21 protein-coding genes are annotated in these 24,594 nt (G+C 67.3%); 5 read left to right on the forward strand and 16 right to left on the reverse strand.

Annotated elements, in window-relative coordinates; genetic code table 11:
• Positions 1-130: 130 nt before the first annotated feature.
• Positions 131-712 (reverse strand): ferritin-like domain-containing protein, encoded by a 582-nt coding sequence (locus H3H37_RS19710; protein WP_182165708.1) that lies wholly within the window; start codon positions 710-712, stop codon positions 131-133.
• 64 nt (positions 713-776) lie between these two features.
• Positions 777-1,448, reverse strand: coding sequence for an RNA polymerase sigma factor (locus tag H3H37_RS19715; RefSeq protein WP_182165711.1), 672 nt, complete (start codon positions 1,446-1,448; stop codon positions 777-779).
• Positions 1,449-1,657: 209 nt separating this feature from the next.
• Between H3H37_RS19715 and H3H37_RS19720 the strand changes: the two genes are divergently transcribed.
• From H3H37_RS19720 to H3H37_RS19730, 3 genes are all read left to right on the forward strand, one after another.
• Complete coding sequence (locus tag H3H37_RS19720) at positions 1,658-2,926, forward strand: DUF2863 family protein (protein WP_182165713.1); 1,269 nt, start codon at positions 1,658-1,660, stop codon at positions 2,924-2,926.
• Positions 2,927-3,126: 200 nt separating this feature from the next.
• Positions 3,127-4,551: a sensor histidine kinase gene (locus H3H37_RS19725; protein WP_182165715.1), complete on the forward strand. Its 1,425-nt coding sequence runs from the start codon at positions 3,127-3,129 to the stop codon at positions 4,549-4,551.
• A gap of 17 nt (positions 4,552-4,568) precedes the next feature.
• Complete coding sequence (locus H3H37_RS19730; RefSeq protein ID WP_182165717.1) at positions 4,569-5,216, forward strand: response regulator; 648 nt, start codon at positions 4,569-4,571, stop codon at positions 5,214-5,216.
• Between the two features lie 2 nt (positions 5,217-5,218).
• On the opposite strand, the gene pqqD is transcribed toward H3H37_RS19730, so the two are convergent.
• From pqqD to scpC, 10 genes are all read right to left on the reverse strand, one after another.
• The gene (gene pqqD / locus H3H37_RS19735) at positions 5,219-5,494 is read right to left on the reverse strand and encodes a pyrroloquinoline quinone biosynthesis peptide chaperone PqqD (RefSeq protein WP_182165719.1); all 276 of its coding nucleotides are present in this window, start codon (positions 5,492-5,494) and stop codon (positions 5,219-5,221) included.
• A 63-nt stretch (positions 5,495-5,557) separates the two neighbouring features.
• Complete coding sequence (pqqA, locus tag H3H37_RS26250) at positions 5,558-5,632, reverse strand: pyrroloquinoline quinone precursor peptide PqqA (protein WP_182155479.1); 75 nt, start codon at positions 5,630-5,632, stop codon at positions 5,558-5,560.
• A gap of 107 nt (positions 5,633-5,739) precedes the next feature.
• Complete coding sequence (locus H3H37_RS19745; RefSeq protein ID WP_182165721.1) at positions 5,740-6,522, reverse strand: dihydroorotate dehydrogenase; 783 nt, start codon at positions 6,520-6,522, stop codon at positions 5,740-5,742.
• Positions 6,519-7,604: a 3-phosphoserine/phosphohydroxythreonine transaminase gene (gene serC, locus H3H37_RS19750; protein ID WP_182165723.1), complete on the reverse strand. Its 1,086-nt coding sequence runs from the start codon at positions 7,602-7,604 to the stop codon at positions 6,519-6,521. Before serC ends, H3H37_RS19745 begins: the two co-directional genes overlap by 4 nt.
• Positions 7,601-8,107, reverse strand: coding sequence for a urate hydroxylase PuuD (locus H3H37_RS19755; RefSeq protein WP_182165725.1), 507 nt, complete (start codon positions 8,105-8,107; stop codon positions 7,601-7,603). Before H3H37_RS19755 ends, serC begins: the two co-directional genes overlap by 4 nt.
• 115 nt (positions 8,108-8,222) lie before the next feature.
• Entirely contained in the window at positions 8,223-9,368 is a 1,146-nt protein-coding gene (gene pqqE / locus H3H37_RS19760) for a pyrroloquinoline quinone biosynthesis protein PqqE (protein ID WP_182165727.1), read from the reverse strand.
• Positions 9,369-9,507: 139 nt separating this feature from the next.
• Positions 9,508-9,819 (reverse strand): hypothetical protein, encoded by a 312-nt coding sequence (locus tag H3H37_RS19765; RefSeq protein ID WP_182165729.1) that lies wholly within the window; start codon positions 9,817-9,819, stop codon positions 9,508-9,510.
• Between the two features lie 29 nt (positions 9,820-9,848).
• On the reverse strand, positions 9,849-10,313 hold the full coding sequence (locus H3H37_RS19770; RefSeq protein WP_182165730.1) for a CYTH domain-containing protein: 465 nt from the start codon (positions 10,311-10,313) through the stop codon (positions 9,849-9,851).
• A gap of 2 nt (positions 10,314-10,315) precedes the next feature.
• Positions 10,316-11,437, reverse strand: coding sequence for a M14 family metallopeptidase (locus H3H37_RS19775; RefSeq protein ID WP_182165731.1), 1,122 nt, complete (start codon positions 11,435-11,437; stop codon positions 10,316-10,318).
• Between the two features lie 181 nt (positions 11,438-11,618).
• On the reverse strand, positions 11,619-13,118 hold the full coding sequence (gene scpC / locus H3H37_RS19780) for a succinyl-CoA:acetate CoA-transferase ScpC (protein WP_182165732.1): 1,500 nt from the start codon (positions 13,116-13,118) through the stop codon (positions 11,619-11,621).
• Positions 13,119-13,217: 99 nt separating this feature from the next.
• On the opposite strand from scpC, the gene H3H37_RS19785 reads away from it, so the two are divergent.
• Positions 13,218-14,108 (forward strand): LysR substrate-binding domain-containing protein, encoded by an 891-nt coding sequence (locus H3H37_RS19785; protein WP_182165733.1) that lies wholly within the window; start codon positions 13,218-13,220, stop codon positions 14,106-14,108.
• Between the two features lie 43 nt (positions 14,109-14,151).
• On the opposite strand, the gene H3H37_RS19790 is transcribed toward H3H37_RS19785, so the two are convergent.
• The 4 genes from H3H37_RS19790 to H3H37_RS19805 all read right to left on the reverse strand — a co-directional run bounded on the left by H3H37_RS19790 (position 14,152) and on the right by H3H37_RS19805 (position 21,911).
• Positions 14,152-15,261, reverse strand: a complete 1,110-nt coding sequence (locus H3H37_RS19790) for a patatin-like phospholipase family protein (protein WP_229218928.1) — start codon at positions 15,259-15,261, stop codon at positions 14,152-14,154.
• Positions 15,262-15,364: 103 nt separating this feature from the next.
• Positions 15,365-16,828 carry a catalase gene (locus H3H37_RS19795; protein ID WP_182165734.1) on the reverse strand — a complete coding sequence of 488 codons (1,464 nt, stop codon included), beginning with the start codon at positions 16,826-16,828 and terminating at the stop codon, positions 15,365-15,367.
• 177 nt (positions 16,829-17,005) lie between these two features.
• Positions 17,006-19,576 (reverse strand): cyanophycin synthetase, encoded by a 2,571-nt coding sequence (gene cphA / locus H3H37_RS19800; RefSeq protein ID WP_182165735.1) that lies wholly within the window; start codon positions 19,574-19,576, stop codon positions 17,006-17,008.
• 172 nt (positions 19,577-19,748) lie between these two features.
• Entirely contained in the window at positions 19,749-21,911 is a 2,163-nt protein-coding gene (locus tag H3H37_RS19805; protein WP_182165737.1) for a cyanophycin synthetase, read from the reverse strand.
• Between the two features lie 406 nt (positions 21,912-22,317).
• On the opposite strand from H3H37_RS19805, the gene H3H37_RS19810 reads away from it, so the two are divergent.
• Positions 22,318-24,588, forward strand: a complete 2,271-nt coding sequence (locus H3H37_RS19810; RefSeq protein WP_182165739.1) for a cyanophycin metabolism-associated ABC transporter — start codon at positions 22,318-22,320, stop codon at positions 24,586-24,588.
• Positions 24,589-24,594: the final 6 nt, after the last annotated feature.

The following is a 24,594-nucleotide window of genomic DNA, read 5'->3' on the forward strand; positions in this document are numbered from 1 at the left end:
ACCGACAGGCGCGACTCTCATCGTGGCGCGGAGTACATCTCCAATTAGACGCCGGATAGATTTAAGCGAGCCTTCTTACAGCATACAAAAAATCAGCTTGCAAAAAAGAGGGTGACCATAGATTTTTTGTTTAGCCCATGAAGGCGGCCGGTACCGGCTCCTCGCCCAGCGCGTTGCGCAGCACGGCCCAGTGCATGGCCTCGTCGCCGAGGATGCTGGCGGCGGCCTTGGCCAGCTCGCGGTCGCGGAACAGCGGCACCGCGCCCAGGTAGGCGCTCACGGCGCCCTTCTCCAGCCCGGCCGCGAAGCGCAGCACGTCGGCCTGCGTCTTCAGCGTGTCGACCGGGAAGTCGTACTTGGCCTTCGCTTCCACCGGCTTGCCGCCCAGCTTGACGATGGTGGCCGACAGGATGCCGGCGTGGGCCTTGTGGTGGCCCTGGAAGGTGACGGCCAGGTCCAGCGTGGGCTTGAGCAGCAGCCCGCTGTCGGCGCCCAGCTGGTAGGCGGCCACCGCCTCCAGTTCCGCGCCCAGCGCCGTGTTGAGGATCTGGAGGTCGGACGGGGTGGCGGCGCCCTTGGCGGCCAGCGCGTCGCGCCCGGCCAGCAGGGCCACGGCGGCGCCGGACAACAGCAGGCCGGACTGGCCCAGGAACAGACGGCGCGGCTGGGGCCGGGACAGCAGGTCGCCGTCATCATTGGTCAGAAAAGACATGGTGGTTCTCCTTGGTGAACGTGCTACATGAAATCATTGCGGGCGCGGGGCCAAAGGCCCGCCTTCAAAGGCGCGCCAGCACGCCGGCCACGATGCGGTCGCAGCGCGCGCCGTCGAAGCCGAACGCGTCCTCCAGCGCCACATCGACCCGCTGCGCCAGCGCCGCGCGCAACAAGCTACGGGCGCGGAAGTAGCGGCTGCGCACGGTGGCCTCGGGAATATCGAGGCAGGCCGCCACTTCCTCGCCGCTCATCTCCTCCACCGCGCGCAACATGAACACGGTGCGGAACGCTTCCGGCAACTGGTCTATCGATTGCTCCAGCAACTGGCGCATCTGGGTCCGCATGGCGGCGTCTTCCGGCGTATCGTGGTCGCCATTGCTCATAGCCTGTTCCTCCCCTGGTTCGGCACCGCCATCCAGGCGGATCACTTCGGCACGCCGGCGGCCGCGCCGCGCGCGCGCCAGCGCTTCGTTGACGACGATGCGGGTGAGCCAGGTGCCCAGTTTGGCGTCGGCCCGGTACTGGCCGATGGCGCCGAAGGCCAGCAGGTAGGCGTCCTGCAGCGCGTCCTCGGCCTCGGCGTCGTCGCGCAGGATGCTGCGGGCGGCGCGGTACAGGCTGCGGTTGTAGCGCCGCATCAGCAGCGTGAAGGCGTCGCGCTCGCCGGCGGCCACGCGCCGCGCCAGTTCGGCGTCGGGCAGGTCGGGCAAGGCTGGTATCAGGTCGGGCTGCATGATGGAACTTTCTGTGTCAGCTGGGTGGTCATGCCGCATTAGATGCATGCGCGCGGCGCGGCGTTCCCGGCGTTCCGCAAAAAAGGCACTGGCCGGGGACGATTGCCTGATTATCCGGCGAATCCACTACAATACGGGGCATAAGGGTTATCATCTGCCTGACTGATAACTGATCCGCTTTTTTCACTTCATGAGAGCTTTATAGCGCTATGCGTCGTCCATCAAAAGATTCATCCCATAAATTGTCTGCCGAGAGCCAACGCCTCGTCGCCTATGCCCAGGCAGTGGGGCAGGCGGCCAGCCGTATCGAAGAGCGGGCCTGGGAACACAGCCTCGATGCGCAGCTCCAGAAACTCCTCAAGACCGGCCACCAGGACACCATCGACACCACGCTGGGCAGCCTGTTCAAGCAAGACTTGAACGCCTACGACGTGTTGATGGATGGCGTGGAGGCGGTCAGCGAGTCCGCGACCATCACGCAGGACGTGGAAGGCGTGCCGCACCAGTACGACGTGCTGCTGGTGGCTGCGCCCATCCTGGCCTGGACCCGCTTCGCCATCGCTTCCGGCCCCATCCCGGCCGACATCCTGGGCACGCTGTCCACCCATTTCTCGGCCCACCTGCTGGCCGACGGCACGCAGATGGCCATGTCGCCCACGCTGTATTCGATCGACCAGCTGCCGCGCAGCCACGTGGAAACCTATGGCAAGACGCTCAAGCTGGGCCAGGCCGCGCTCAAGGGTTCCACGCTGAAGGCCGAAACCAAGATCCCGGAAACGGCGCCCTTCCTGGCCGACACCCGCTACCTGCTGGTGGCCGTGGTGGCGCCAGCCGGCGCGCCGCTGTTCCGCTGGCAGATGCCGGCCCACCAGGCCAACTTCAGCGCCGAGCGCTCGGCCGCGCTGGAGCAATGGCGCACCCAGGCCATGCCGACCGTGGCGCGCTTGCTGCCGGGCTGCGGCATCGACCTGCTGCTGCCGGAAGCGTATTACATGGCCTGCCGCGAAGCGGACAAGCTGATCCGCCCGGTGTCGATCCGCGCCGCCGTGCACTACCTGACCAACACGCTGTCGGTGGAGCCGTCCGAGCTGCGCGCCGTAATCGCCGGCTTCGGCGAGGAAACGTCGGACGGCCAGATCGACGAGTACCGCGTCGCCTTCACCCAGCGCCAGTCGACGGACGTGATCTACGGCGTGGTGTGGCCGCTGTATGGCCAAGAGGACGAGGAAGGCACGCCACCCGAAGGTCCGGGCCAGGGCGGCGCCGACGGCCCGCTGGGCAAGCCGGTGACGCCGGTCGACGAGATCGTACGCTGCCTGAACGAGGCCGGCGTGACGGTGGTGAAGAAGCACAACGAGCGCTACGTGGTCGAGTTCTGCGACGACTGCGGCGCGCCGCTGTTCGCCGACCCCACCGGCGAACTGGCCCACGCGGAAATGCCGGAAGACGCGCCCACGGGCACCGAGCACTTCCACTGACCGGCGGCCAGCCCGCGCAACAAGCCACGGACAGCCCGCGCCCGCGCGCGGGCTGTTTGTATTTCGCCGCCAGGCCAGTGCGCCGGGACGGAACACCGTGCCAACCATGTGCTGGCACGAATCGCCACACCTCCCCCTCCTGCCCCGCCTGAATCCAACGGTACAATTCTTGCATGCACCTCCACCGGAAGGAGGCTGCGATGGGCGAAGTACCAGCGAAAACAGCGGAAACAGCAACCAGGCTGGCCCGATTGGGGCCATTGAGCCTGCGCACCCGTATCAGCCTGCTGCTGACAGCCGTGGCGGCGTGCCTGACGCTGGCGCTGGGCGCGCTCTGGCTGCAAGCCACGCGGACCAGCATCGACGAGGAAATCACGGCCGGCACCCGCGTCTGCGAACAGTGGCTGACCGTGCTGGCGCGCGAGCAGGACGCTGCGCCCGGCGCGGCCGCAGCCGAACAGTTGCTGGTACGGGTTCGGGCCGCCGGCCGCATCCGCGCCAACGCCCTGCGCGCGTTCGATTCCGCCGGCCGGTTGCTGTACGTGTCGCCGGCGCCGCTATACAAGGCGGGACGCGACGCGCCGCCCTGGTTCGCCAGCCTGCTCGATCCCCATGTGCAGCCGCGCCGCATCGCCGCCGGTGCACTGACCCTGGTGCTGACGCCCGATCCCTCGCGCGCCAGCGTGGACGCGTGGGACAGCGCGCAGGCCATGGTGCGCTGGGCCGTCGCCCTGCTGGCGCTCCTGTTCCTGAGCACCCGCCTCCTGCTCGACCGCGCCCTGGCGCCGCTGGAGCAGATCCGCGCCGCGCTGGAACGCACAGGGCGCGGCCGGCATGACCTGCGCCTGCCGGTCTACGCGGCGCGCGAACTGAACCTGCTGGCCCATGCCTACAACGGCATGGCCGACCGCCTCGACCAGGCCGTGAACGACAACGTGCGCCTGTATAGCGAATGCGAACTGGCGCAGCTGATGCAGGCCAGGGTCGAACGCGAACGGCGCGGCATCGCCCGCGAACTGCACGACGAGCTGGCGCAAGGCATCACCGCCGTACGCGCGCTGGCCGGCGCCATCGTCCAACGCACGGCGGATCAGGCCCCGCTGCACGGCCATGCGCAAAGCATCATCGCCGTCACCAACGACATCCAGCAAGGCATACGCCACATCCTGCGGCAACTGCAGCCTCCGTCCGGCGGCGCGCAGGACCTGGGCGCGGCGCTGCAGCGCCACCTGGCGCTATGGCACCGCCACTATCCGCAACTGGACCTGCAGGTGGAGTCGGACGGCGACTGCCTGCAGGTGGACGACACGGTGGCGCTGGCGCTGTTGCGCGTGCTGCAGGAGGGCTTGACCAACGTCGCCCGCCACGCGGGCGCGGCACGGGTGCGCGTGTCCCTGCGGCTGTGCCGTCAGCCCGACGGCGACTGGCTGGAATTGACGCTGGCGGACGATGGGCGCGGCCTGCCGCCCGCAGCGGCCCGGCGGCACGGCTTTGGCTTGCGCGGCATGCACGAGCGCGTGCTCGCGCTCAAGGGCGAACTCACCATCGAGAACCAGCCAGGACAAGGCGTGCGCCTGTGCGCGCGGCTGCCGGCCCAAGGCGCCACACTGGGCCAGAACGGCTGAACCGGAGACGACAAACGATGAATACGGTATTGAACAATATGACGGTGCTGCTGGCCGACGACCACGCCATCGTGCGCATGGGCTTCCGGCTGCTGCTGGAAGGCGCGGGCGCCGCCCGCGTGCTGGAAGCCGACTGCGGCGAAACGGCGCTCACGCTGTTTGAGCAGGCCGCACCGGACGTGCTGGTGATGGATATCTCGATGCCCGGCATGGGCGGGCTGGCCGCGCTGGCGCGCCTGCTGGCGCACCGGCCCGGCGCGCGGGTCCTGATGCTGTCGGCCTACCATGAAAGCATCGTGCCGATGCGCGCGCTCAAGGCCGGCGCGCTGGGCTACCTGAGCAAACGTTGCCAGCCCGAGGAACTGGTGCGGGCCGTGCGGCAGGTGGGCCAGGGGCGGCGCTACATCGATCCGGAACTGGCGCAGGCGGTGGCGCTGGCCAACCTGTCCGGTGACGCCGATCCCGCCAGCACGCTGACGGAGAAGGAAATGCAGGTGTTCCTGCAACTGGCGCAAGGACGTTCCGTGAACGCTGTGGCGCAGGACTTCCACCTCAGCCCCAGCACCGTGGGCACCCACCTGTACCACATCAAGCAAAAACTCAACATCAGCAACGGGGCCGAAATGACGATGGTGGCGCTGCGCAGCGGCTTGCTGGACGTGTGACCTCAGACCCGCAGCCAGCCCTTGTCGCAAGCCACGTCGAGGAAGGCCAGCGTGCCGCGCTGCACCTCGTCCGGCGTGCCGGGAAACGCTTCCCGCAGTTCAGCCACGATGGCCGCCACGTCGCGCCGGCCGTCGCAGCGTTGCATGATTTCGCTGGCCGAGCCGTTCAGCTTGACCAGTCCTTCGGGATACAGCAGCAGCCAGGCGGCCTGGCTTTCCTCCCAACGGAACACATAGTGCGGCGCGAGCCGGGGAATGGTGTGATCGGACAGGGACATGATGGACTTGAAAACAAGATGGTGAAGGAAAGGAAGCGGCGCGGAGCCGCTTCCCCGTGATACTTAGCGCGTGTAGACGTAAGCCGTCACTTCAAAGCCGAGACGGATTTCGCAGTAGGCGGGGGTTTCCCAGTTCATTGTGTATCTCCTCGATGGATGGCCAGCGACATGCTGCACCTGTGATCAGTATCGCGTCGCCCGCGCGGACGCGCCAACGGCGGCCAGCCAGATGCGCCTCGCGATTATCATGAGTTCGCGAACGACGCGGCCTGTCCTGCCAGGCCTGCCAGCCCTTCTCTGAGCGGCGCGATGCACGCGGCGCCCTGCTCGACGAACGCGCGATGGACCTGGATGCCGCCGGCTCCGGCCTGCAACGCGGCCCGCACGTCGGCCGCGCTGCGCATGCCGCCCACGGCGATCAACGTGGCGCCAGCGCGGGCGCCGATGGCCCAGCCATGCAGCCAGTCGATCCGGGCGGCGTGTTCCGGCAGCACGGTGACCAGGGCATCGAAGCCCGATTCCAGCGCCGCGCGCGCCGGAGCGCTGGGCCGTGGCCCGTCCAGCGGCAGTTTCAGCGCGAAGCCGACGCGCCGGCCACCACGCGCCGTCAGCCGGGCGCGTTCGGCGGCCACCGTGGCCAGCGCGCCCGCGATCATGCCGTCGTATTCAGGACGCAGCAAAGGGCGATAGGCGGCGGCGCTGAGGTTGAAGCACAGATAGTCGGCCACCGGCCACGCGGCGCGCATCCCGGCCAGCCATTGCGCGCCCAGCGCCTCGGGCGCCATGCCGGCGTTCATGCCCAGGCCGATGCCGATCCGTGCCCGGTCCGGCTGCGCCGCGACGGCCGTCAGGCGCTGCACCAGCGCCGCCACACCGGGCTGGCCGCCTTCGCCGGGCAAGGGCGCGGCGGTGCCGAATTCCACGCTGGCGAAGCCGCAGGCCAGCAGCGACGCGGCGCGGCCGCCATCGCGGTCAACACCGCCCGCCAGTCCGGGACGTTCGCGCAGCGCGCGCAACCAATCGTTCATCCGTAGCGCCTCATAAAGTCGGCCATGCAGGTGACGAGCGCATGCACGCCCTCCTCCGGCATGGCGTTGTACAGACTGGCGCGCAGCCCGCCAAACGCGCTGTGGCCATGCAGATGGTGCAGTCCGCGCTGCGCCGCATAGTCAAGGAAAGGCGTGGTCAGTTCGGGGCGGGCCAGTTCAAAACGCACGTTGACGGGCGAGCGGTGGCCGGGCGCCACGGGGGCGCGGAAAAAACCGCCGCTGGCATCGATCGCGTCATACAGCAAGGCCGCCTTGCGCTGAAGGCGCGCCTGCATCCCGGCCAGCCCGTCCTGCTGCGCGATCCAGTCGAACATCATGCCTGCCAGCGCGATGGCGATGGTGGGCGGCGTGTTGGCGCGGCTGCCTTGCGCGGCCTGCGCGCGGTAATCGCAGCTGGATGGCACCAGCGGCGCCGGACGCCGCAGCAAATCGTCGCGCACGATCACCACCGTCATGCCCGCGATGCCCAGGTTCTTTTGCGCCGCCGCGTACAGCAGGCCAAAGCGCGCCACCTCCAGCGGCGCCGTCAGCAAGCAGGAAGTGACGTCGGCCACCAGCGGCACGGCGCCGCAATCGGGCAGCGCCGGATAGGCGATGCCGTCGGCCGTCTCGTTGGGGGTGATGTGGCAATAGGCGCAGTCGTCCGGCAAGCACCAGGGCGACAGCGGTGGCGCCGCCAGCGGCCGCTCGCCTTCGTAGCGGGCGGCGATGGTAACGGCGGCGTAGCGGCCGGCCTCGCGGATCGCGCGCTGCGACCAGTGGCCGGAATCGGCGTAAGCCACGTGCGACGCGTCGCCCAGCAGGTTGAGCGGCACCATGGAAAACTGCTGGGTCGCGCCGCCGGCCAGGAACAGGATGTGGTAATTGTCCGGCACCGCCAGCAAATCCTTCAGGCGCGCACGCGCGTGCGCCAGCGTGGCGCCGAACGCCTCGCCGGTGAATGGCTGCTCGAACGCGGTGCTGCCGTCGTCCGCGCGCGCGAACAATTCCGTCCGTGCGCGTTCGACCACGGCCGCGGGCAAGCCGGACGGGCCGGACGCGAAGTTGTACCCGGCGTTCATGCCAAGGGCAAACCGCCGTGCGCGCCGGCCGCCATGAAGAACAACAGCGGCACCGAGAGCATGGTGTTGGTGCGCGACGACAGGTGGGTAATGCGCGAGCAGCGCAAGCGTTCCTCGACGGGCGCGGGCACCAGCCCCAGCACCTTTTTCTGATGGGGCCACAGCACGAACCAGACGTTCAGCATCATCAGCGTGCCGATGTACATGCCGATGCCGATGGGCGCCTGCCCGCCCTGCAAGTGCAAGGCAGCGGGCAATGCGCCGCGCTGCCACAGCATCAGCAGGCCCGCGCTCCAGGTCACCACTGAAGCCCAGCGGAATATCCCGTGTTCACGATTGAGCATGGACTGGAAGCGCGCGCTGGTGTCGCCGATCAGGTCGGACGCTTGCAGCGGCACATAGGTCGGCCGTTGCACCACGCTCGAATAATTGTGGCCCACCCACACCACACCGGCCAGGAAATGTGCCCAGCGCAGCACCAGGGCGAAAGTCGCGGCATCCATGCCGGCCTCACTGCGCGCCGTAGCGTTGCAGCGCCACCAGCACAGTCGTCAGTACAGCCGTCAGCAGGGCCCCGCACAACAGGGTGCTCAGGGCGTGATCGAAGGGAGAGCGCATTCAATCCTCCATGAAGGCGGTGGACATTACGCCGGCCACGCGCTTGACCAGCGGTTTGCGAAAGCGCAGCGGCTTGGTCGCGCTGTGCACGGCCGCCTGCATCAGGTGGTGGTGCGGCGAGCGGTCGCAGGCCGGGTCGGTGTTGGCGGCGTCGCCTGTCAGCAGGAAGGCCTGGCAGCGGCAGCCGCCGAAATCCTTCTCGCGCTCGTCGCAACTGCGGCACGGTTCGGGCAACCAGTCCAGGCCCCGGTATTTGCGGAACAGCGGCGACTCGTTCCAGATCCAGTCCAGCGGCTGCTCGCGCACCGAGACGAAATCGAGGCCGGGCACCGAGCGCGATTCCTGGCACGGCATGGCCACGCCGTCGGGGGCGATGGTCAGGTGGATGGCGCCCCAGCCGTTCATGCAGGCCTTGGGCCGGCCCTCGTAGTAATCGGGGATCACATAGTAGATGGCCATGCGCTTGCCCAGCTTTTCCCGCCACTGCTGCACCACCGTTTCCGCCTCGCGCAAGGCGGCCAGCGTGGGCATCAGTTCATCGCGGTTGATCAGGGCCCAGTTGTAGTACTGGAGGTTGGCCAGCTCCAGGTATTCCGCGCCCAGTTCGGCCGCGTATTCGATCATCGCGCCCACCTGGCCGATGTTCTGGCGGCCGACCGGCATGTTGAGCACCATCGGCAGGCCGTGCTCCTTGATGCGGCGCGCCGCATCGAGCTTGAGCTGATGGGCCTTGGCGCCCACCAGTTCGTCCGTCATCGCGGCATCGGTCGATTGCATGGACAGCTGGATTTGCCGGAGTCCGGCCTGTTTCAGGCCCAGCAGCCGCTCGTCCGTCAGGCCCACGCCGGAGGTGATCAGGTTGGTGTACAGGCCGATCTGCTCGGCGTAGGCCACCAGTTGTTCCAGGTCGCGCCGCTGCAACGGTTCGCCGCCGGTGAAGCCGATCTGCAAGGCGCCCAGCGCGCGCGCCTCGCGCATCACGCGACACCACTCCTCGGTGCTCAGTTCGCGCTCGGCGTAGTCGTCGAAATCGAGGGGATTGCTGCACCACGAGCACTTGAGGGGACAGCGGTAAGTCAGTTCCAGGGCCAGCCACAGCGGCTTGCCCTGGCCGTCGAGGCGCAGTGCGGTCGAATCTTGCGGCATGGCGCGGGCCCTTTCGAGATTGAAGTGGTCCGGCACATCCGGACCTGGCAACAATTATCGGGCGCCGCGTGCGGCGGCAAGTCGGGAAAAGCGGGAAACGGCTCTCGCGATCGGCTGCGGCGCGGACTAGCGATTTTCGCTAGTGCTGCTTCACGGGCGGGTGCGGATCGGGCGGGATGTTGTAGATGATGACGGGCGGCTGGGCCACCTGCTGGGTCACGGCTGGCGGCGCCGCCGTCGGGACGCCCGGCGCGCGCAGTTCACGCGATGAGGCGAAATACAGGCCGCCGAAACCGAGGAACATGCCGATCAGGGACGCCAGCATCCACCGATGGGTATCGGTCGACATCTTGTACATGTCAGCGCGCAACGCCTCAATGTCCGCCTTCGTCGCCAACGTCGGCAGGACGGCATTGAAATGCGCTTCCAGCGCGGTAAGCCGTTCGTCCATCTCTCCAGCTTAGTACAAAACGATAGCGTTTACCAGCTGGTGTAGGGATGGCGGATCAGGTTGGCGTTGAGGTAGCGCACATCCGACGTCACTTCTTCGCCCACCCAATCCGGCTTGTCGAACGCCTCGTCCTCGCTGCCGAGTTCAATCTCGGCCACCACCAGGCCCGCATTGGCGCCCAGGAATTCATCGACTTCCCACACATGGCCGCCGATGGCAATGCGGCTGCGGTACTTCTCGATCAGAGGCTGTTCGCACAGGCCCTCCAGCAGCTCGGCCGCATCGGCCAGCGGAATCGGATACTCCCATTCGCCGCGGCTGGCGCCCTGCGTGCGGCCCTTGATGGTCAGCATGGCCTGCCCGCCTTCGATGCGCACCCGCACCACGCGCTCCTTGTGCGAGGACAGATAGCCCTGCCGCAGCAGCACGGGCTGGCCCAGCCCGCGCCAGCCGTCGCCGCGCAGCAGGAACTTGCGTTCGATCTCGACGCCCATGCTCAGTCCAGCGACAACAGGATAGGTTGCAGGATGGCCGCGCCCAGCGCCTTGCTGCGCGCGCCGTTCCAGCCCACGTGCGGATCGGGCAGGTCGGCGTTGTCCTTGAACGGCATTTCCAGCGTCAGCGACAGGCAGCCGAAGTGGTGGCCCACGTATTTCGACGCCAGCGTCAGCATGTCTTCCTTGTACTTGCTGGCCGCGTAGCCGTACTTGTCCTGGAAGTCCGGGCTGGCCTGCTTGTAGCGGTCGATGAAGTCTTGCTGCGCGGCGCGGCGCGCCTCGCTGAAGTTCTCCAGCATCTCGTTACCGGCCACGAAGTTGTAGGGCAGCGCTTCGTCGCCGTGGATGTCGAAGAACATGTCGATGCCTGTCTCGTGCATCTTCTGCTTCACCACCAGCACTTCCGGGCTGCGTTCGGCGGTGGGCGTCATCCACTCGCGGTTCAGGTTGGCGCCGGCCGCGTTGGTGCGCAGGTTGCCGCGCACCGAGCCGTCCGGGTTCATGTTCGGCACGACGTAGAACACGCAGCGCTGCAGCAGCTTGCGGGCGATCGGGTTGGCATCGTCCAGCAGCGCGTCGATCATGCCCTCGATGAACCACTCGGCCATCGACTCGCCGGGATGCTGGCGCGCGATGAACCAGATCTTCTTTTCCGCCTTGGGATCGCCGACCACCACCAGGTTCATGTCGCGGCCATCGACCGTGTTCCCGAGATCCAGCACGCGCGCCACCGGATTCTCGGCCACTTCACCCAGCAGGCGCAGGTGGCGCTCGAACGAGTACGGCTCGAAATAGGCGTAGTACACGCTGTCGAGGTCCGGCGTGTGGTGGATGGTCATCACCTGGCCGTCGAACGAGGTCGGCACCTGGAACCAGTTCTCGCCGTCGTAGCTGGCGCGGGCCTGGTAGTCCTCGTAGCCCTTGGCGTAGGTGGCCGTGCCGGCGTTCAGGAACTTCATGGTGCAGGCCTGGCCGCGCGCGCCCTGCAGGCGGAAGTGGAACCACTGGCGGATATCGGCGCTGTTGTCCTGGCGCAGATTCAGTTCGATGGTGGCGGCGCTGTCCGCGCGCAGCACCTCGATGGCGCCGGAGTCGAAGTTTTGGCTGATTTTGATGGTCATTGCTGGTTCCGTGTAGATGGCGTTGCCGATGCCGCTATTTTCCCGGTTTTGCCGCATTTCTCCAAGCGTGGCGCCGGCCAGTTTACGCCACACGCAAAATATTCGGACGGCGAAATAAAAAAAGCCCGGCGATTATTCATCGCCGGGCCAAGCCACTTCAAAAACGGTCAGATCGAGGTCGTCAGATGCTTGTCGTCCGCATGTCGCCAGTGTCACGGTAGCGCATATGCCACGACAGCGCCTGCTCCAGCACGTGCGGGGTCTGCCCGCCGCGCTGCAAGGCTTGCTCGAAGTAGGCGCGCAGCGCCGGGCGGTAGGCCGGATCGGCGCACTTCTCGATGATCAGCGGCGCGCGCTCGCGCGGCGCCAGCCCGCGCAGGTCGGCCAGGCCCCATTCCGTCACCAGCACGTCGACGTCGTGCTCCGTGTGGTCGACGTGGGACACCATCGGCACCACGCTCGAAATCTTGCCACCCTTGGCCGCCGCCTTGCTGACGAAGATGGACAAGGCGCCGTTGCGGGCGAAGTCGCCCGAACCGCCGATGCCGTTCATCATGTGCGTGCCGCCCACGTGGGTGGAGTTGACGTTGCCGTAGATGTCGAATTCCAGCGCCGTGTTGAGCGCGATGATGCCCAGCCGGCGCACCACTTCCGGATGGTTGCTGATCTCCTGCGGCCGCAGGATCACGCGCTTGCGGTAGTGTTCCAGTTCGCGGATGAACTTGTCGTGCATGGCGGCCGACAGCGTGATCGAGGACGCCGACGCCATCGCCAGCTGGCCCGAATCGAGCAGTTCCAGCGCGCTGTCCTGCAGCACCTCCGAATACATGGTCAGGTCGCGGAACGGCGAATCGACCAGACCATGCAGCACGGCGTTGGCGATGGTGCCGATGCCGGCCTGCAGCGGCAGCAACTCCGGCCCCATGCGCCCGGCCTTGACTTCCCCTTCCAGGAAGGCGATCACGTGGCGCGCGATGGCGTCCGTTTCCGCGTCCGGCGGCAGCGCGTTGGACGGGCTGTCCGGGCTGTCCGTGATGACGATGGCGGCGATGCGTTCCGGGTCGACGGGGATGGTGGTCGAGCCGATGCGCTGCCATGGCGTGAGCATGGGGATGGCGCCCCGGTGCGGGCGGGCGGCCGGCAGGTAGATGTCGTGCAGCCCTTCCAGCGCCAGCGGCGCGCTCAGGTTGATCTCGACGATGACCTGGCGCGCCTGCTGCACGAAGCTGGCGCTGTTCCCGACCGACATGGTGGGCACGATGCCGCCGTCGGGCGTGATGGCCACCGCTTCCACCACGGCGATGTCGATGCCGTGCAGGTCGCCCGAGCGCAGTTGCTCGGCCGTCTCCGACAGGTGCTGGTCGATGAACATCACCTCGCCGCTGTTGATCTTGCGGCGCAGCGCGGCGTCGCTCTGGAACGGCATGCGGCGCGCCACCACGCCGGCGTTGGCCATCAGCCCGTCGCTGTCGTTGCCCAGCGAGGCGCCCGTCACCAGCGTCAGTTGCAGCGCTTCCTGGCGCGAACGCTCCACCAGCGCCAGCGGCAGCGCCTTGGCGTCGCCGGCCCGGGTGAAGCCGCTCATGCCCACGGTCATGCCGTTGCGGAACAGGCGGGCGGCCTGCTGGGCGGTCATCAGTTTTTCCATCAGCGCCGGACGGCGGATGCGGTCTTGGTACATGCGGTGCTCCTCGCTCTTCTTGATTGGATACGAACGAGTATAAAATTGGAGCCGCATGCGTTTTATGACTTATTCTCCCACTTTTCATTCGGAATTTTCATGGACCTCCGCTCGCTGCGCTACTTCGTCGAGACCGTCAAACTGAACAGCTTCACGCTGGCGGCCGAATCGCTGCACGTGACCCAGTCCACCATCAGCAAGATGGTGCGCCAGCTGGAGGACGAGGTGGGCGCCCAGTTGCTGGTGCGCGACGGCCGCAGGCTGACGCTGACCGACACCGGCCAGGTAGTGTATGCGCGCGGCGAGGACATGCTGGCCACCATGCGCCAGCTGAACCTGGAGCTGCGCGACATCCAGGCCGCCAAGGCGGGCAGCCTGACGGTGGGCATCCCGCCCATGATCAACCTGCTGTTCACACCCGTGCTGAAGGCCTTCCGCCAGCGCTACCCGGACATCGTGCTCACGCTGCACGAAGGCACGGGCCAGGACATCGAGCGCCAGGTGGCGGCCGGCGAACTGGAAATCGGCATGACGGTGCTGCCGGCCGATCCGGCGCTGCAACTGGAGACGGTGCGCATCGCCAGCTATCCGATCTGGGCGCTGGCGGCGGCCGGCACCTTCCCCGGCCAGCGCACGTCGCTGCCCGTCAAGGCGCTGGCCAAGCTGCCGCTGGTGCTGCTCAAGGACGATTTCGCGCTCACCCGCAACTTGCGCGCGGCGTTCCACGAGGCCGGCTTCGAGCCGCAGGTGACAGCCCAGAGCGGGCAATGGGACTGGCTGGTGGCGATGGCCTCGGCCGGCATGGGCGTGGCGCTGGTGCCGGAACCCTTCATCCGCCGCCTCGCCATCGGCCGGCTGGACGCTCTGCCGCTGGTGGAACCGAGGCTGCAATGGCAGGTGGCCCACGTGTGGAACGGCCGCTACCTGTCGCATGCCGCCCGCGCGTGGCTGGACGTGTGCCGCCAGGTGCTGCGCGCGCCCACGCCGTGACGGGCGCCCAGCCAGACAAGCGCGCCGCCGGGCCGCCAGGCGGCTACGCGACCGGCGGCAGCTCGTGGATGGCCACGCCCTCGATCGGATCGACCTCCTCTTCCCACGGCTTGAGGGCGATGAAGCGCTGCGTGTCGTCGTAGCCGGCCTGCCAGCGCTGGCGTATGCCCTGGGCGCTGAAGTCGATATCCTTGGTGTGGTCCTCGCCGCCCAGCCGGGGCGCCTTGAGCGAGACGATGTGCATGGTGGTGCCGCAGCCCCAGGCGGCCAGCTCGCGCACTTCCGGTGAACCGGCCGCCTCGTCCGACAGGTGCAGCGTCAGCTGCCGGATCACGTGGCGCAGCCGGTGCAGCTTGCGCTGCTGCTCCACGTTGCCGGCGCGGCTCGCGTACTGGATCTCCTTGTGCTTGTCGAGCACCTCCAGCACGCTTTGCGGTTCGCTGCCGTCCGGATTCCAGACCTGCACGGAGAAGATCACGGAACTGCGGCGCGGCTCGTCGTCCAGCACCGCCTCGATCGGCGTGTTCGAATAGATGCCGCCGTCCCAGTATGGCTCGCCGCCGATGCGCACGGCCGGAAACGCGGGCGGGATGGCGCCGGAGGCCATCACGTGGGAGGCGTCCAGCGTCTCCCTGCGGGTGTCGAAATAGCGCATGGCGCCGGTGCGGGCGTTGACGGCGCCCACCGTCAGGCGCGTGTGGCCGCCGTTGAGGTAATCGAAATCGACCAGCGTGTCGAGCGTGGTACGCAGCGGCGCCGTGCGATAGTAGGCCGCCTGCTCCACGCCCAAGCGCACTTCCGGCCCCCACCACGCGGCCAGGTTGGGTTCAAAAAAGGCGGGGATGCCCTGCCCCATCGTCACCAGGTTGGCCAGCGCGCGCGGCATGGCCGAAAAACCGAGCGCGTTCTGCTCCATCTGGCCCCAGAACTGGCGCAGCCGGTCCAGCCGGTGGTGCGGCGGATTGCCGGCGATGATGGCGGCGTTGATGGCGCCGATCGAGGTGCCGATCACCCAGTCCGGCTCCACGCCCGCTTCGTGCATGGCCTGGTACACGCCCAGCTGGTAGGCGCCCAGCGCGCCGCCGCCCTGCAGCACCAGCACCACCTGGCCCGGCATGGACGGATGGGAATGACGGGTGGGAGTACGGTTCATCGGACCTCCGCGCGGCTGGCTGCAATCAATCGGAATCCTGATTGTAGTGCAGTTCCGCGCGGCCGCGCCCCGCCCATCGCAAGCGGGCGCCCGGCCCGCCGCATCAAGCGATATTGACGCCCTTTACCTTGAGTGCCGCCCGCACGCCGGCGCCGTAGGCCGGATCGGCGCGGTCGAACAAGGCCAGCTGGCGCTGCACGATCTCCTGCGGCACCTGGCTCAGGGGGCCGGCCAGGTTGTCGAACAGGTTTTGCCGCTCCTGGGCCGGCAACAGGCGGAACAGGTTGCCGGCCTGGGTGTAATCGTCCTCCTTGCCGCGTCCGTCGTAGCGGCCCGCGCCGCCGTGCAGCGCCAGCGCCGGTTCGCCATGCCCCAGGCCGGACGGGTGGCTGCCCTCGGCCGCCACGGTGGCGTAGTTGGGCGCGGCGCCGCCGTTCTGGATCGCCATCGCGCCGTCGCGCTGGTGGTTGTGGAACGGGCAGCGCGGCGCGTTCACGGGCAGGTGCTGGTGGTTGGTGCCGACCCGGTACAACTGCGCGTCGTGGTAGGCGAACAAGCGGCCCTGCAGCATCTTGTCGGGCGAGTAGCCCATGCCCGGCACCGCGTTGGCCGGCGAGAACGCGGCCTGCTCCACCTCGGCGTGGTAGTTGTCGGGATTGCGGTTCAGTTCCAGCACGCCCACCGGCAGCAGCGGGAAATCGTGGTGCGGCCACACCTTGGTCAGGTCGAACGGGTTCCAGCCGGTGCGCGCTTCCCACTCGGCCAGCTGCTGTTCCGTGGCCACCTGCAGCTTCACCTCCCACTGCGGGAAGCGTCCGTCGGCGATGGCGCCGAACAGGTCGCGCTGGGCGTAATCGGGATCGGACCCGGCCAGCCGCGCCGCCTCCGCCGCGCTCAGGTTGCGGATGCCCTGGCGGGTCTTGAAGTGCCATTTGACGTAGACCTTCTCGCCGGCCGCGTTGATCAGGCTATAAGTATGGCTGCCGAAACCATCCATGTGGCGGTAGCCGTCCGGCGTGCCGCGGTCGGAGAACAGCATCGTCACCTGGTGCAGGCTCTCGGGCGCCTTGCTCCAGAAGTCGAACATCATGGTGGCCGACTTCAGGTTGGTCTGCGGATCGCGCTTCTGGGTGTGGACGAAATCGGGGAACTTGATCGGGTCCTTGATGAAGAACATGGGCGTGTTGTTGCCCACCAGGTCCCAGTTACCCTCCTCCGTGTAGAAACGCACGGCGAAGCCGCGTGGGTCGCGCTCGGTGTCGGCGCTGCCGCGCTCACCGCCCACGGTGGAGAAGCGCACGAAGGTGGCGGTCTGCTTGCCCACGCCCGCGAACAGCTTGGCCTTGGTGTAGCGCGAGATGTCGTGGGTGACGGTGAAGGTGCCGTAGGCGCCCGAGCCCTTGGCGTGCACCACGCGCTCGGGGATGCGCTCGCGGTTGAAGTGCTGCAGTTTCTCGATCAGGTGGAAATCCTGCAGCAGCAGCGGGCCGCGCGGGCCGGCGCTGGCGGAATTCTGGTTGTCGGCGACGGGGATGCCGGAGGCGGTGGTAATCGGTGGCTGGTGCATGGCGTTGACTCCTGGGTGGTGAACGATGGAGACAGTCTAAACAAAAGGGCCGATAAGTAAAAACTATAAATATTTATGAATTCAATAGTTTTCCTAAATACACCTCAAACAAAACGGCCGCCGGCGCGCCGGGAATGCCCGGCACGGCGGCGGCCGTGCGCTGCGCGTGCCTGAAGCTCAGGCTTCCGCGATACGCTTGGCGATGTGGGCCAGCGATTCCTCCACCTGGTCGACCAGGATCAGGCACAAATCGCCCTCCTGCAGGCGCGCCAGCGCCGTGTCGATGGCCAGGAATTCGCCCGTGATCTCGGCGATGTGGCTGGTGCGCGGCGCGCCGCTCAGGCCCGCGCGCAGCAGTGCCACCACTTCACCGTCCACCCGGCCACGCTGGCACTGGTCCTGGTACAGCACCACGTCGTCGAAGGCGCGGCCCAGGATTTCCGTCTGCTGGGTGATGTCCTGGTCACGGCGGTCGCCGGCGCCGGAGATCACCACCGAGCGGCGCTTGGCCGGCATGGTTTCCACCGCCTGCACCAGGGCCAGGATGGCGTCCGGATTGTGGCCGTAGTCGGCGATCAGGGTGGCGCCCTTGTAGTCGAACACGTTGAAGCGGCCGGGCGCATTGTCGGTATCGTTGGCGAAGGTCTTCAGGCCCAGGCGGATCGCTTCCCAGCTGATGCCCACGCCCCACGCCGCCGCCACGGCCGCCATCACGTTCTCGACCTGGAACCCGATGCTGCCGTTGCGGGTGATGGGCACCTGGGTCAGGTCCACCTGGTGCATCTGCTTGCCCTCGACTGCCACCAGGTGGCCGTTCTCGACGTAGATGGTGCGGCGGCCCTGCGCCACGTGGGTGGCGATCACGGGATGGCCACGCTCGGCGCCGAAGAAGATCACCTTGCCACGGCAGTTGGCGGCCATGCCGGCCACGATGGGGTCCATCGCGTTGAGCACGGCGAAGCCGCTGTCGGCCACGTTCTGCACGATCACGCGCTTGAGCACGGCCAGGTCTTCCACCGTGGTGATGTAGTTCAGGCCCAGGTGGTCGCCGGTGCCGATGTTGGTCACCACGGCCACCTGGCAGCGGTCGAAGGCCAGGCCTTCGCGCAGCACGCCGCCACGGGCCGTCTCGAACACGGCCGCGTCCACGTCCGGGTGCAGCAGCACGTTTCGCGCGCTGCGCGGGCCGCTGCAATCGCCGCTGTCGGTGCGGCGGCCCTCGATGTAGACGCCGTCGGTGTTGGTCATGCCGGTGCGCAGGCCGCTGGCCGTGAGCAGGTGGGCGATCAGGCGCACGGTGGTGGTCTTGCCGTTGGTGCCGGTGACAGCCACCACGGGGATGCGGCCATCCTCACCCTCGGGGAACATGCTGTTGACGATGGCTTCGCCCACCGGGCGGCCCTTGCCATAGGACGGCGACAGGTGCATGCGCAGGCCGGGCGCGGCGTTCACTTCCACCACGCCGCCACGCTGGTCTTCGATCGGTTGCAGCACGCCGTCGCACACCACGTCCACGCCGCAGATATCGAGGCCGATCATCTGCGCCGCTTCCACCGCGCGCGCCGCCACTTCCGGATGGACGTCGTCGGTCACGTCGGTGGCGGTGCCGCCGGTGGACAGGTTGGCGTTGTTGCGCAGGATGACGCGCTGGCCCTTGGGCGGAATCGAATCGGCCTCCAGGTCCTGCAGCGCCAGGCGGGCCAGCGCGATGTCGTCGAACTTGATCTTGGTGAGCGAGGTCGAATGGCCGCTGCCGCGACGCGGGTCGGCGTTCACTTTCTGCACCAGCTCGCGCACCGTGTGCACACCGTCGCCCACCACCTGGGGCGGATCGCGGCGGGCGGCGGCCACCAGCTTGTCGCCGATGACGAGCAGGCGGAAGTCGTTACCGGGCAGGAAGCGCTCGACCATGATGTCGTCGCGGAATTCGCGCGCCGTGTGGTAAGCCTTGGTCAGCTGCTCGCGGGTCATGACGTTGACGGTCACGCCCTTGCCCTGGTTGCCGTCCTTGGGCTTGACCACCACCGGCAAGCCGATCTCCTGGGCCGCGGCCCAGGCGTCGTCGGCATCCTCCACCGAGCGGCCGATGGGCACGGGCACGCCGGCCGCGTGCAGCAGCTTCTTGGTCAGTTCCTTGTCCTGCGCGATCGATTCGGCGATGGCGCTGGTCGAATCCATTTCGGCGGCCTGGATGCGGCGCTGGCGGCTGCCCCAGCCGAACATCACCATGCTGCCCTCCGTCAGGCGGCGGAACGGGATGTTGCGGGCCACGGCGGCGGCCACGATGGCGCCCGTGCTGGGGCCCAGGCGCACGTCCTCGTCCAGCTCGCGCAGCTCGGCCAGCGCGCCGGTCAGGTCGTATGGGGTGTCGGCCACGGCCGCGTTGATCAGGTTCTCGGCCAGTTCCAGCGCCAGCCGGCCCACGGCTTCCTCCGTGTACTCGACCACGGTCTGGTAGATGCCCGTTTCCAGCGTGGGCGTGGTGCGGCTGAAGGTGACGGGGCAACCAGCCTGCGCCTGCAGGCTCAGGGCCACCAGTTCCAGCACGTGCGCCATGGGCACGGCTTCCGTGTGGCCGGTGGGCTGCAGTGCGCTCAGGGCCGGGAAGCGGGTGCGCAGGCGTGCTTCGAAACCGGACAGCAGTTCGATATTCTGCTCTTCGGGGGTGCACGACACGATGGCCTCGACGGCCGTGTGGTGACTCCAAAGATTCGGGCCGCGCAGCGCGCGGATGCGTATGACTTCCATAAATCTGCTTATCCTGTCGTGTTTACGTCGTGGCGGCTATAGCTGACGCCATCGCTGGTGGCGGACCGCGGCGCGTGGGCGCCGCCTTCCGCTTGCATATTGTTCTCGTTACTGTCGCGTGCCTGTCCGTGCTGCTGCGGTGCTGCTGTGCTGCTGCTGCGGTGCTGCTGCTTCAGTGCTGCTTTTGCGCGTGGGGTTCGTAGGTGCGCAGGCCGGCGCCGATCAGTTCCGGCGTCAGGTCCAGCGCCCAGGCGGCGGCGATGGCGGCCAGCACGGCTTCCGGCGGCACCAGTGGCGACAGGGGCAAGGTCGCCGTTTCATCCATGCCGGTGGCCAGCACGATGCGGTCGGCGCGCTGGAACACGGCGCGCTTGCCCTGAGCGCGGTGCGCGGCCAGCGCGGCCAGTTGTTCATCCACGCCATAGAAGATCACTTCGCCGTCGCACAGGTCGGCCATCTCCACTACTTGCGCGTCGGCCGCGTTGAGCACGGCCGCGCCATCGGGCAGCACCACGTCGACCTGGGTGCGCAGCACGCCGAACAGGCGCTCCGGGCTGTCGATGTAGAACTCGCCCAGGTCGTCCTCGCTGGTGGCGCTCATCACCACGCCCACGGCGCATTTGTCGTAGGCCAGGCCTTCGGTCAGGATCATGCGGGCGCTGCTCTCGAACACGGCGGCGTCCACATTCTTGTTGAGCAGCAGGCGCTCGCCCGTTTCCCAGTCGCTGAAACCATCCTTGGGCAGCAGGCGGCCGTTGACGAACAGGCCGTCCTGGCAGGTCAGGCCCACCTTCTGGCCGCCGATCTGCAGCAGCCACGCGATCAGGCGCGCGGCCATGGTGCTGCCATGGCCGCCGGCGATGCCGACGATGGGCATGCGGCCCGTTTCGCCGATCGCGAACAGGTGGTCGACGATGGCCGCGCCCACGTTGCGCGGCTTGCCGCTGGCCGGCTTCAGGTGGGCCAGCAGGCCGGGGCTGGCGTTCACTTCGATCACGGCGCCGCCCTGCTCTTCCAGCGGACGGCTGATGTCGGCCGCCACCAGGTCGATGCCGGCGATGTCCAGGCCCACCACGCGCGCGGCCAGCGTGGCCGTGGCAGCGACGGATGGATGCACCTGGTCGGTGACGTCGAACGCCACGTTGCCATTGGTCTGGATCAGCACCTGCTGGCCGGCGGCCGGCACGGAATGGGCCGTCATGCCCTGGCGTTCCAGCTCCAGGATCACTTCGGCCGCTTCGTCGGCGCGGATCACGTTGAGCGGCGCGTCTTCCGTCACGCCACGGCGCGGGTCGATGTTGATCTGGGTGTCCACCAGCGTCTTGATGGTCGAGGTGCCGTCGCCGGTCACCCACAGCGCTTCGCCGGCGGCGGCCGCGATCAGGCGCTTGCCCACCACCAGCAGGCGATGTTCATTACCGGCGATGAAGCGCTCCACGATCACGCTCTTGCTGCCGCCCTTGCGCGCGGCCAGGTGGTAAGCCTTCTCCACGTCGGACTGCGTCATCAGGTTGAGCGACACGCCGCGGCCGTGGTTGCCGTCGTACGGCTTGACGACGACGGGCAGGCCGATGTCCTTGGCCGCTTCCCAGGCCGCGTCGGCGCTGGTCACCAGCTCGCCCTCGGGCACGGGCACGCCGCACGAGGCCAGCAGGCTTTTGGTCAGATCCTTGTCGCTGGCGATGCCTTCGGCGATCGCGCTGGTCTGTTCCGTCTCGGCGGTCCAGATGCGGCGCTGGCGGGCGCCGTGGCCCAGTTGCACCAGGTTGCCGTCGGTCAGGCGGATGAAGGGGATCTTGCGTTCGGTGGCCGCATCGACGATATTGCCGGTGCTGGGGCCCAGGCACAGCGAGTCGACCATGTCGGTCAGCGTGGCCACGGTGGCGGCCAGGTCGTAGGGACGGTCTTCGATGCAGGCCATCAGCAGGTCGCGGCCGGCGGCCAGCGCGGCGCGGCCCACCTGTTCCTGGCGGGTGCGGAAGGCCATCTTGTAGATGCCGCTGCCTTCGGCCACTTGCCGGGTCTTGCCGAAACCGGTCTTCATGCCGGCCAGGTTTTGCAACTCCAGCACCACGTGCTCGAGGATGTGGCCAGCATACGTGCCTTCGCGCAGGCGCTCCAGGAAGCCGCCGCGCTCGCCCACGCCGCAGCGGTGTTCGAGCAGGTTGGGCAGCAGGGCCGTCAGGCGTTCATACAAACCAGGAAGTGCATTCGAGGGAAACTGCTCCAGCGCGCCGATATCCAGCCACGCCTCGATCACTGGGCGGTAGGTCCAGATATTTGGTCCGCGCAAATGCGTTACACGGAGAACTTCAATGTCTTTCTTCTTGGTCATGTTTCAATTCTTGTATCTTTGTTATCAGCCGTGGCCAGCCCGCGCCGTATTGTAATCCCTACGTCGTTACGCACCGCAAATTTCCAGTCCAGGACTGCCACTGCCGGGTCAAGCTTACTGCCAGAAATATCCGTGCCCGCGAGGCATCGAATTTTCTTGAAGGCACTTTCGCTCGTCTGCTGCCCGCGCTCTTGCGGTATACTTGCCGCTCACGCTAGCCGCCCATTCGCCTTGATTTCAGTCAAATGGTCACCCACTGACAGAATACCGTAAATAAAGCCGCCCACCGCCGCATTCCGGCCTGCCGGGCGCGATTATTTCCGGGGCAGGCCGCGCGATCCGCCATTTTCCCTTTAGTTTACAGTTTTTGCCACATGGCAAGGACCGACCCGGAGTACGTCACATAATGACAAGCACACAACTTTCTTCACCGACCAGCCAGCCCGACGTGCCAGAACGGTGGCGCTCCGAGGTACAGGCGCAACTACCTTCAGGTGAGAACGTTGCAAGTGCCCTGGAGGTTGACTTGGATCATCAACTTCATTTCTCCAAGGGTGTAGTGCTGGTCACGCCGGAACGCATCGTCAGCCGCGCGCCGGGCGCGAAGGAATGGCAACAGTGGCCGTTCAAGGCCGGCATGGCCCTGCGCCACCACGACCACGCAGGCGTGGGCCACCTGGAACTGGTGGACCAGACGGGCCGGCTGGCCGCCTGGCGCTTCACGCTGGGCCAGAACCTGCACGCAATCCGGCTGGTGGAACAATTCGATGCCCTGCTGCAAAGCAAGGTGACGGGCTTGCCCGTGGTGCGCGATGAGCAGCACGTGTGCCCCAGCTGCAAGGCGCCGCTGGAGCCGGACCAGGAGGAATGCCCGATCTGCACCAAGGTGGTCTACACGCCGCCCTCGACCTGGACCCTGTTCCGCCTGTGGCGCTTCACCAAGCCTTACCAGGGCCAGCTGGGCCTGGGCTTTTTGCTGATGCTGCTGAGCACGGGCGCGCACATGATCCCGCCCTACCTGACCATGCCGCTGATGGACAATGTGCTGATTCCGTATCAGAACGGCAAGCCGGTCGACCCCATGCTGGTGACCATGTACATGGGCGGCCTGGTGGGCGCGGCCGTGATCGCATGGGCGCTGGGCTGGGGCAAGACCTATGTGCTGGCCCTGGTGTCCGAGCGCATCGGCGCCGACCTGCGCACGGCCACCTATGAACACCTGCTCAAGCTGTCGCTCGAATACTTCGGCGGCAAGCGCACGGGCGACCTGATGTCGCGCATCGGCAGCGAGAGCGACCGCATCTGCGTGTTCCTGTCGCTGCACCTGCTGGACTTCGCCTCCGACGTGCTGATGATCATCATGACGGGCGTGATCCTGTGCTCGATCGACCCGTGGCTGGCTGCCGTCACGCTGCTGCCGCTGCCCTTCATCGCCTGGCTGATCCACGTGGTGCGCGACAAGCTGCGCACCGGCTTCGAGAAGATCGACCGCGTGTGGGGTGAAGTGACCAACGTGCTGGCCGACACCATCCCCGGCATCCGCGTGGTGAAGGCCTTCGCCCAAGAGGCGCGCGAGGCGGCCCGTTTCCGCACGGCCAACAAGCACAACCTGGCCGTCAACGACAAATTGAACAAGATCTGGTCGCTGTTCTCGCCCACCGTGTCCTTCCTGACGGAGCTGGGCTTGCTGGTGATCTGGGTGTTCGGCATCTGGCAGGTGGCGCACGGCCGCATCACGGTCGGTGTGCTGTCGGCCTTCATCGCCTACAGCAGCCGCTTCTACGGCCGCCTCGATTCCATGAGCCGCATCGTGTCCGTGACGCAGAAATCGGCCTCGGCCGCCAAGCGCATCTTCGACATCCTCGACCACGTCTCGTCCGTGCCCGAACCCACCAACCCGGTCAAGCTGGCCAAGGTGGAAGGCAACATCACGCTGCGCGAAGTGGGCTTCCGCTACGGTAACCGCGCCGTCAACCGCGGCATCAGCCTCGACATCAAGGCCGGCGAGATGATCGGCCTGGTGGGCCACTCCGGTTCCGGCAAGAGCACGCTGGTCAACCTGATCTGCCGCTTCTACGACGTATCCGAAGGCGCCATCATGCTCGACGGCGTGGACATCCGCGCCTTCCCCGTGTCCGACTACCGCCGCAACATCGGCCTGGTGCTGCAGGAGCCGTTCCTGTTCTTCGGCACCATCGCCGAGAACATCGCCTACGGCAAGCCGGGCGCCACGCGCGAGCAGATCATCGCCGCCGCGCGCGCCGCGCACGCGCACGAATTCATCCTGCGCCTGCCGCAGGGCTACGACTCGATGGTCGGCGAACGGGGCCAGGGCCTGTCGGGCGGCGAGCGCCAGCGCATCTCCATCGCGCGCGCGCTGCTGATCGATCCGAAGATCCTGATCCTGGACGAGGCCACCTCCTCGGTGGACTCGGAGACGGAAAAGGAAATCCAGAAGGCGCTCGACAACCTGGTGCACGGCCGCACCACGATCGCCATCGCCCACCGTTTGTCCACGCTGCAGAAGGCCGACCGCCTGGTGGTGCTGGACCGTGGCGTGGTGGTGGAGGAAGGCGCGCACGAAGAACTAATGGCGCGCGAAGGCGCCTATCACCGCCTGTACACGGCCCAGGCCCGCAACGTGGACGTCGACCCCGACGACAGCAGCTCCGATTAAGAACAC

The organism is Rugamonas brunnea (assembly GCF_014042345.1).
Lineage (GTDB): Bacteria > Pseudomonadota > Gammaproteobacteria > Burkholderiales > Burkholderiaceae_D > Rugamonas > Rugamonas brunnea.

What these genes read in the sequence shown, in the direction of transcription:
- H3H37_RS19710 (WP_182165708.1), bottom strand. Translation starts at nt 712, where the DNA reads ATGTCTTTTCTGACCAATGATGACGGCGACCTGCTGTCCCGGCCCCAG.
- H3H37_RS19715 (WP_182165711.1), bottom strand. Translation starts at nt 1,448, where the DNA reads ATGCAGCCCGACCTGATACCAGCCTTGCCCGACCTGCCCGACGCCGAA.
- H3H37_RS19720 (WP_182165713.1), top strand. Translation starts at nt 1,658, where the DNA reads ATGCGTCGTCCATCAAAAGATTCATCCCATAAATTGTCTGCCGAGAGC.
- H3H37_RS19725 (WP_182165715.1), top strand. Translation starts at nt 3,127, where the DNA reads ATGGGCGAAGTACCAGCGAAAACAGCGGAAACAGCAACCAGGCTGGCC.
- H3H37_RS19730 (WP_182165717.1), top strand. Translation starts at nt 4,569, where the DNA reads ATGAATACGGTATTGAACAATATGACGGTGCTGCTGGCCGACGACCAC.
- pqqD (WP_182165719.1), bottom strand. Translation starts at nt 5,494, where the DNA reads ATGTCCCTGTCCGATCACACCATTCCCCGGCTCGCGCCGCACTATGTG.
- H3H37_RS19745 (WP_182165721.1), bottom strand. Translation starts at nt 6,522, where the DNA reads ATGAACGATTGGTTGCGCGCGCTGCGCGAACGTCCCGGACTGGCGGGC.
- serC (WP_182165723.1), bottom strand. Translation starts at nt 7,604, where the DNA reads ATGAACGCCGGGTACAACTTCGCGTCCGGCCCGTCCGGCTTGCCCGCG.
- H3H37_RS19755 (WP_182165725.1), bottom strand. Translation starts at nt 8,107, where the DNA reads ATGGATGCCGCGACTTTCGCCCTGGTGCTGCGCTGGGCACATTTCCTG.
- pqqE (WP_182165727.1), bottom strand. Translation starts at nt 9,368, where the DNA reads ATGCCGCAAGATTCGACCGCACTGCGCCTCGACGGCCAGGGCAAGCCG.
- H3H37_RS19765 (WP_182165729.1), bottom strand. Translation starts at nt 9,819, where the DNA reads ATGGACGAACGGCTTACCGCGCTGGAAGCGCATTTCAATGCCGTCCTG.
- H3H37_RS19770 (WP_182165730.1), bottom strand. Translation starts at nt 10,313, where the DNA reads ATGGGCGTCGAGATCGAACGCAAGTTCCTGCTGCGCGGCGACGGCTGG.
- H3H37_RS19775 (WP_182165731.1), bottom strand. Translation starts at nt 11,437, where the DNA reads ATGACCATCAAAATCAGCCAAAACTTCGACTCCGGCGCCATCGAGGTG.
- scpC (WP_182165732.1), bottom strand. Translation starts at nt 13,118, where the DNA reads ATGTACCAAGACCGCATCCGCCGTCCGGCGCTGATGGAAAAACTGATG.
- H3H37_RS19785 (WP_182165733.1), top strand. Translation starts at nt 13,218, where the DNA reads ATGGACCTCCGCTCGCTGCGCTACTTCGTCGAGACCGTCAAACTGAAC.
- H3H37_RS19790 (WP_229218928.1), bottom strand. Translation starts at nt 15,261, where the DNA reads ATGAACCGTACTCCCACCCGTCATTCCCATCCGTCCATGCCGGGCCAG.
- H3H37_RS19795 (WP_182165734.1), bottom strand. Translation starts at nt 16,828, where the DNA reads ATGCACCAGCCACCGATTACCACCGCCTCCGGCATCCCCGTCGCCGAC.
- cphA (WP_182165735.1), bottom strand. Translation starts at nt 19,576, where the DNA reads ATGGAAGTCATACGCATCCGCGCGCTGCGCGGCCCGAATCTTTGGAGT.
- H3H37_RS19805 (WP_182165737.1), bottom strand. Translation starts at nt 21,911, where the DNA reads ATGACCAAGAAGAAAGACATTGAAGTTCTCCGTGTAACGCATTTGCGC.
- H3H37_RS19810 (WP_182165739.1), top strand. Translation starts at nt 22,318, where the DNA reads ATGACAAGCACACAACTTTCTTCACCGACCAGCCAGCCCGACGTGCCA.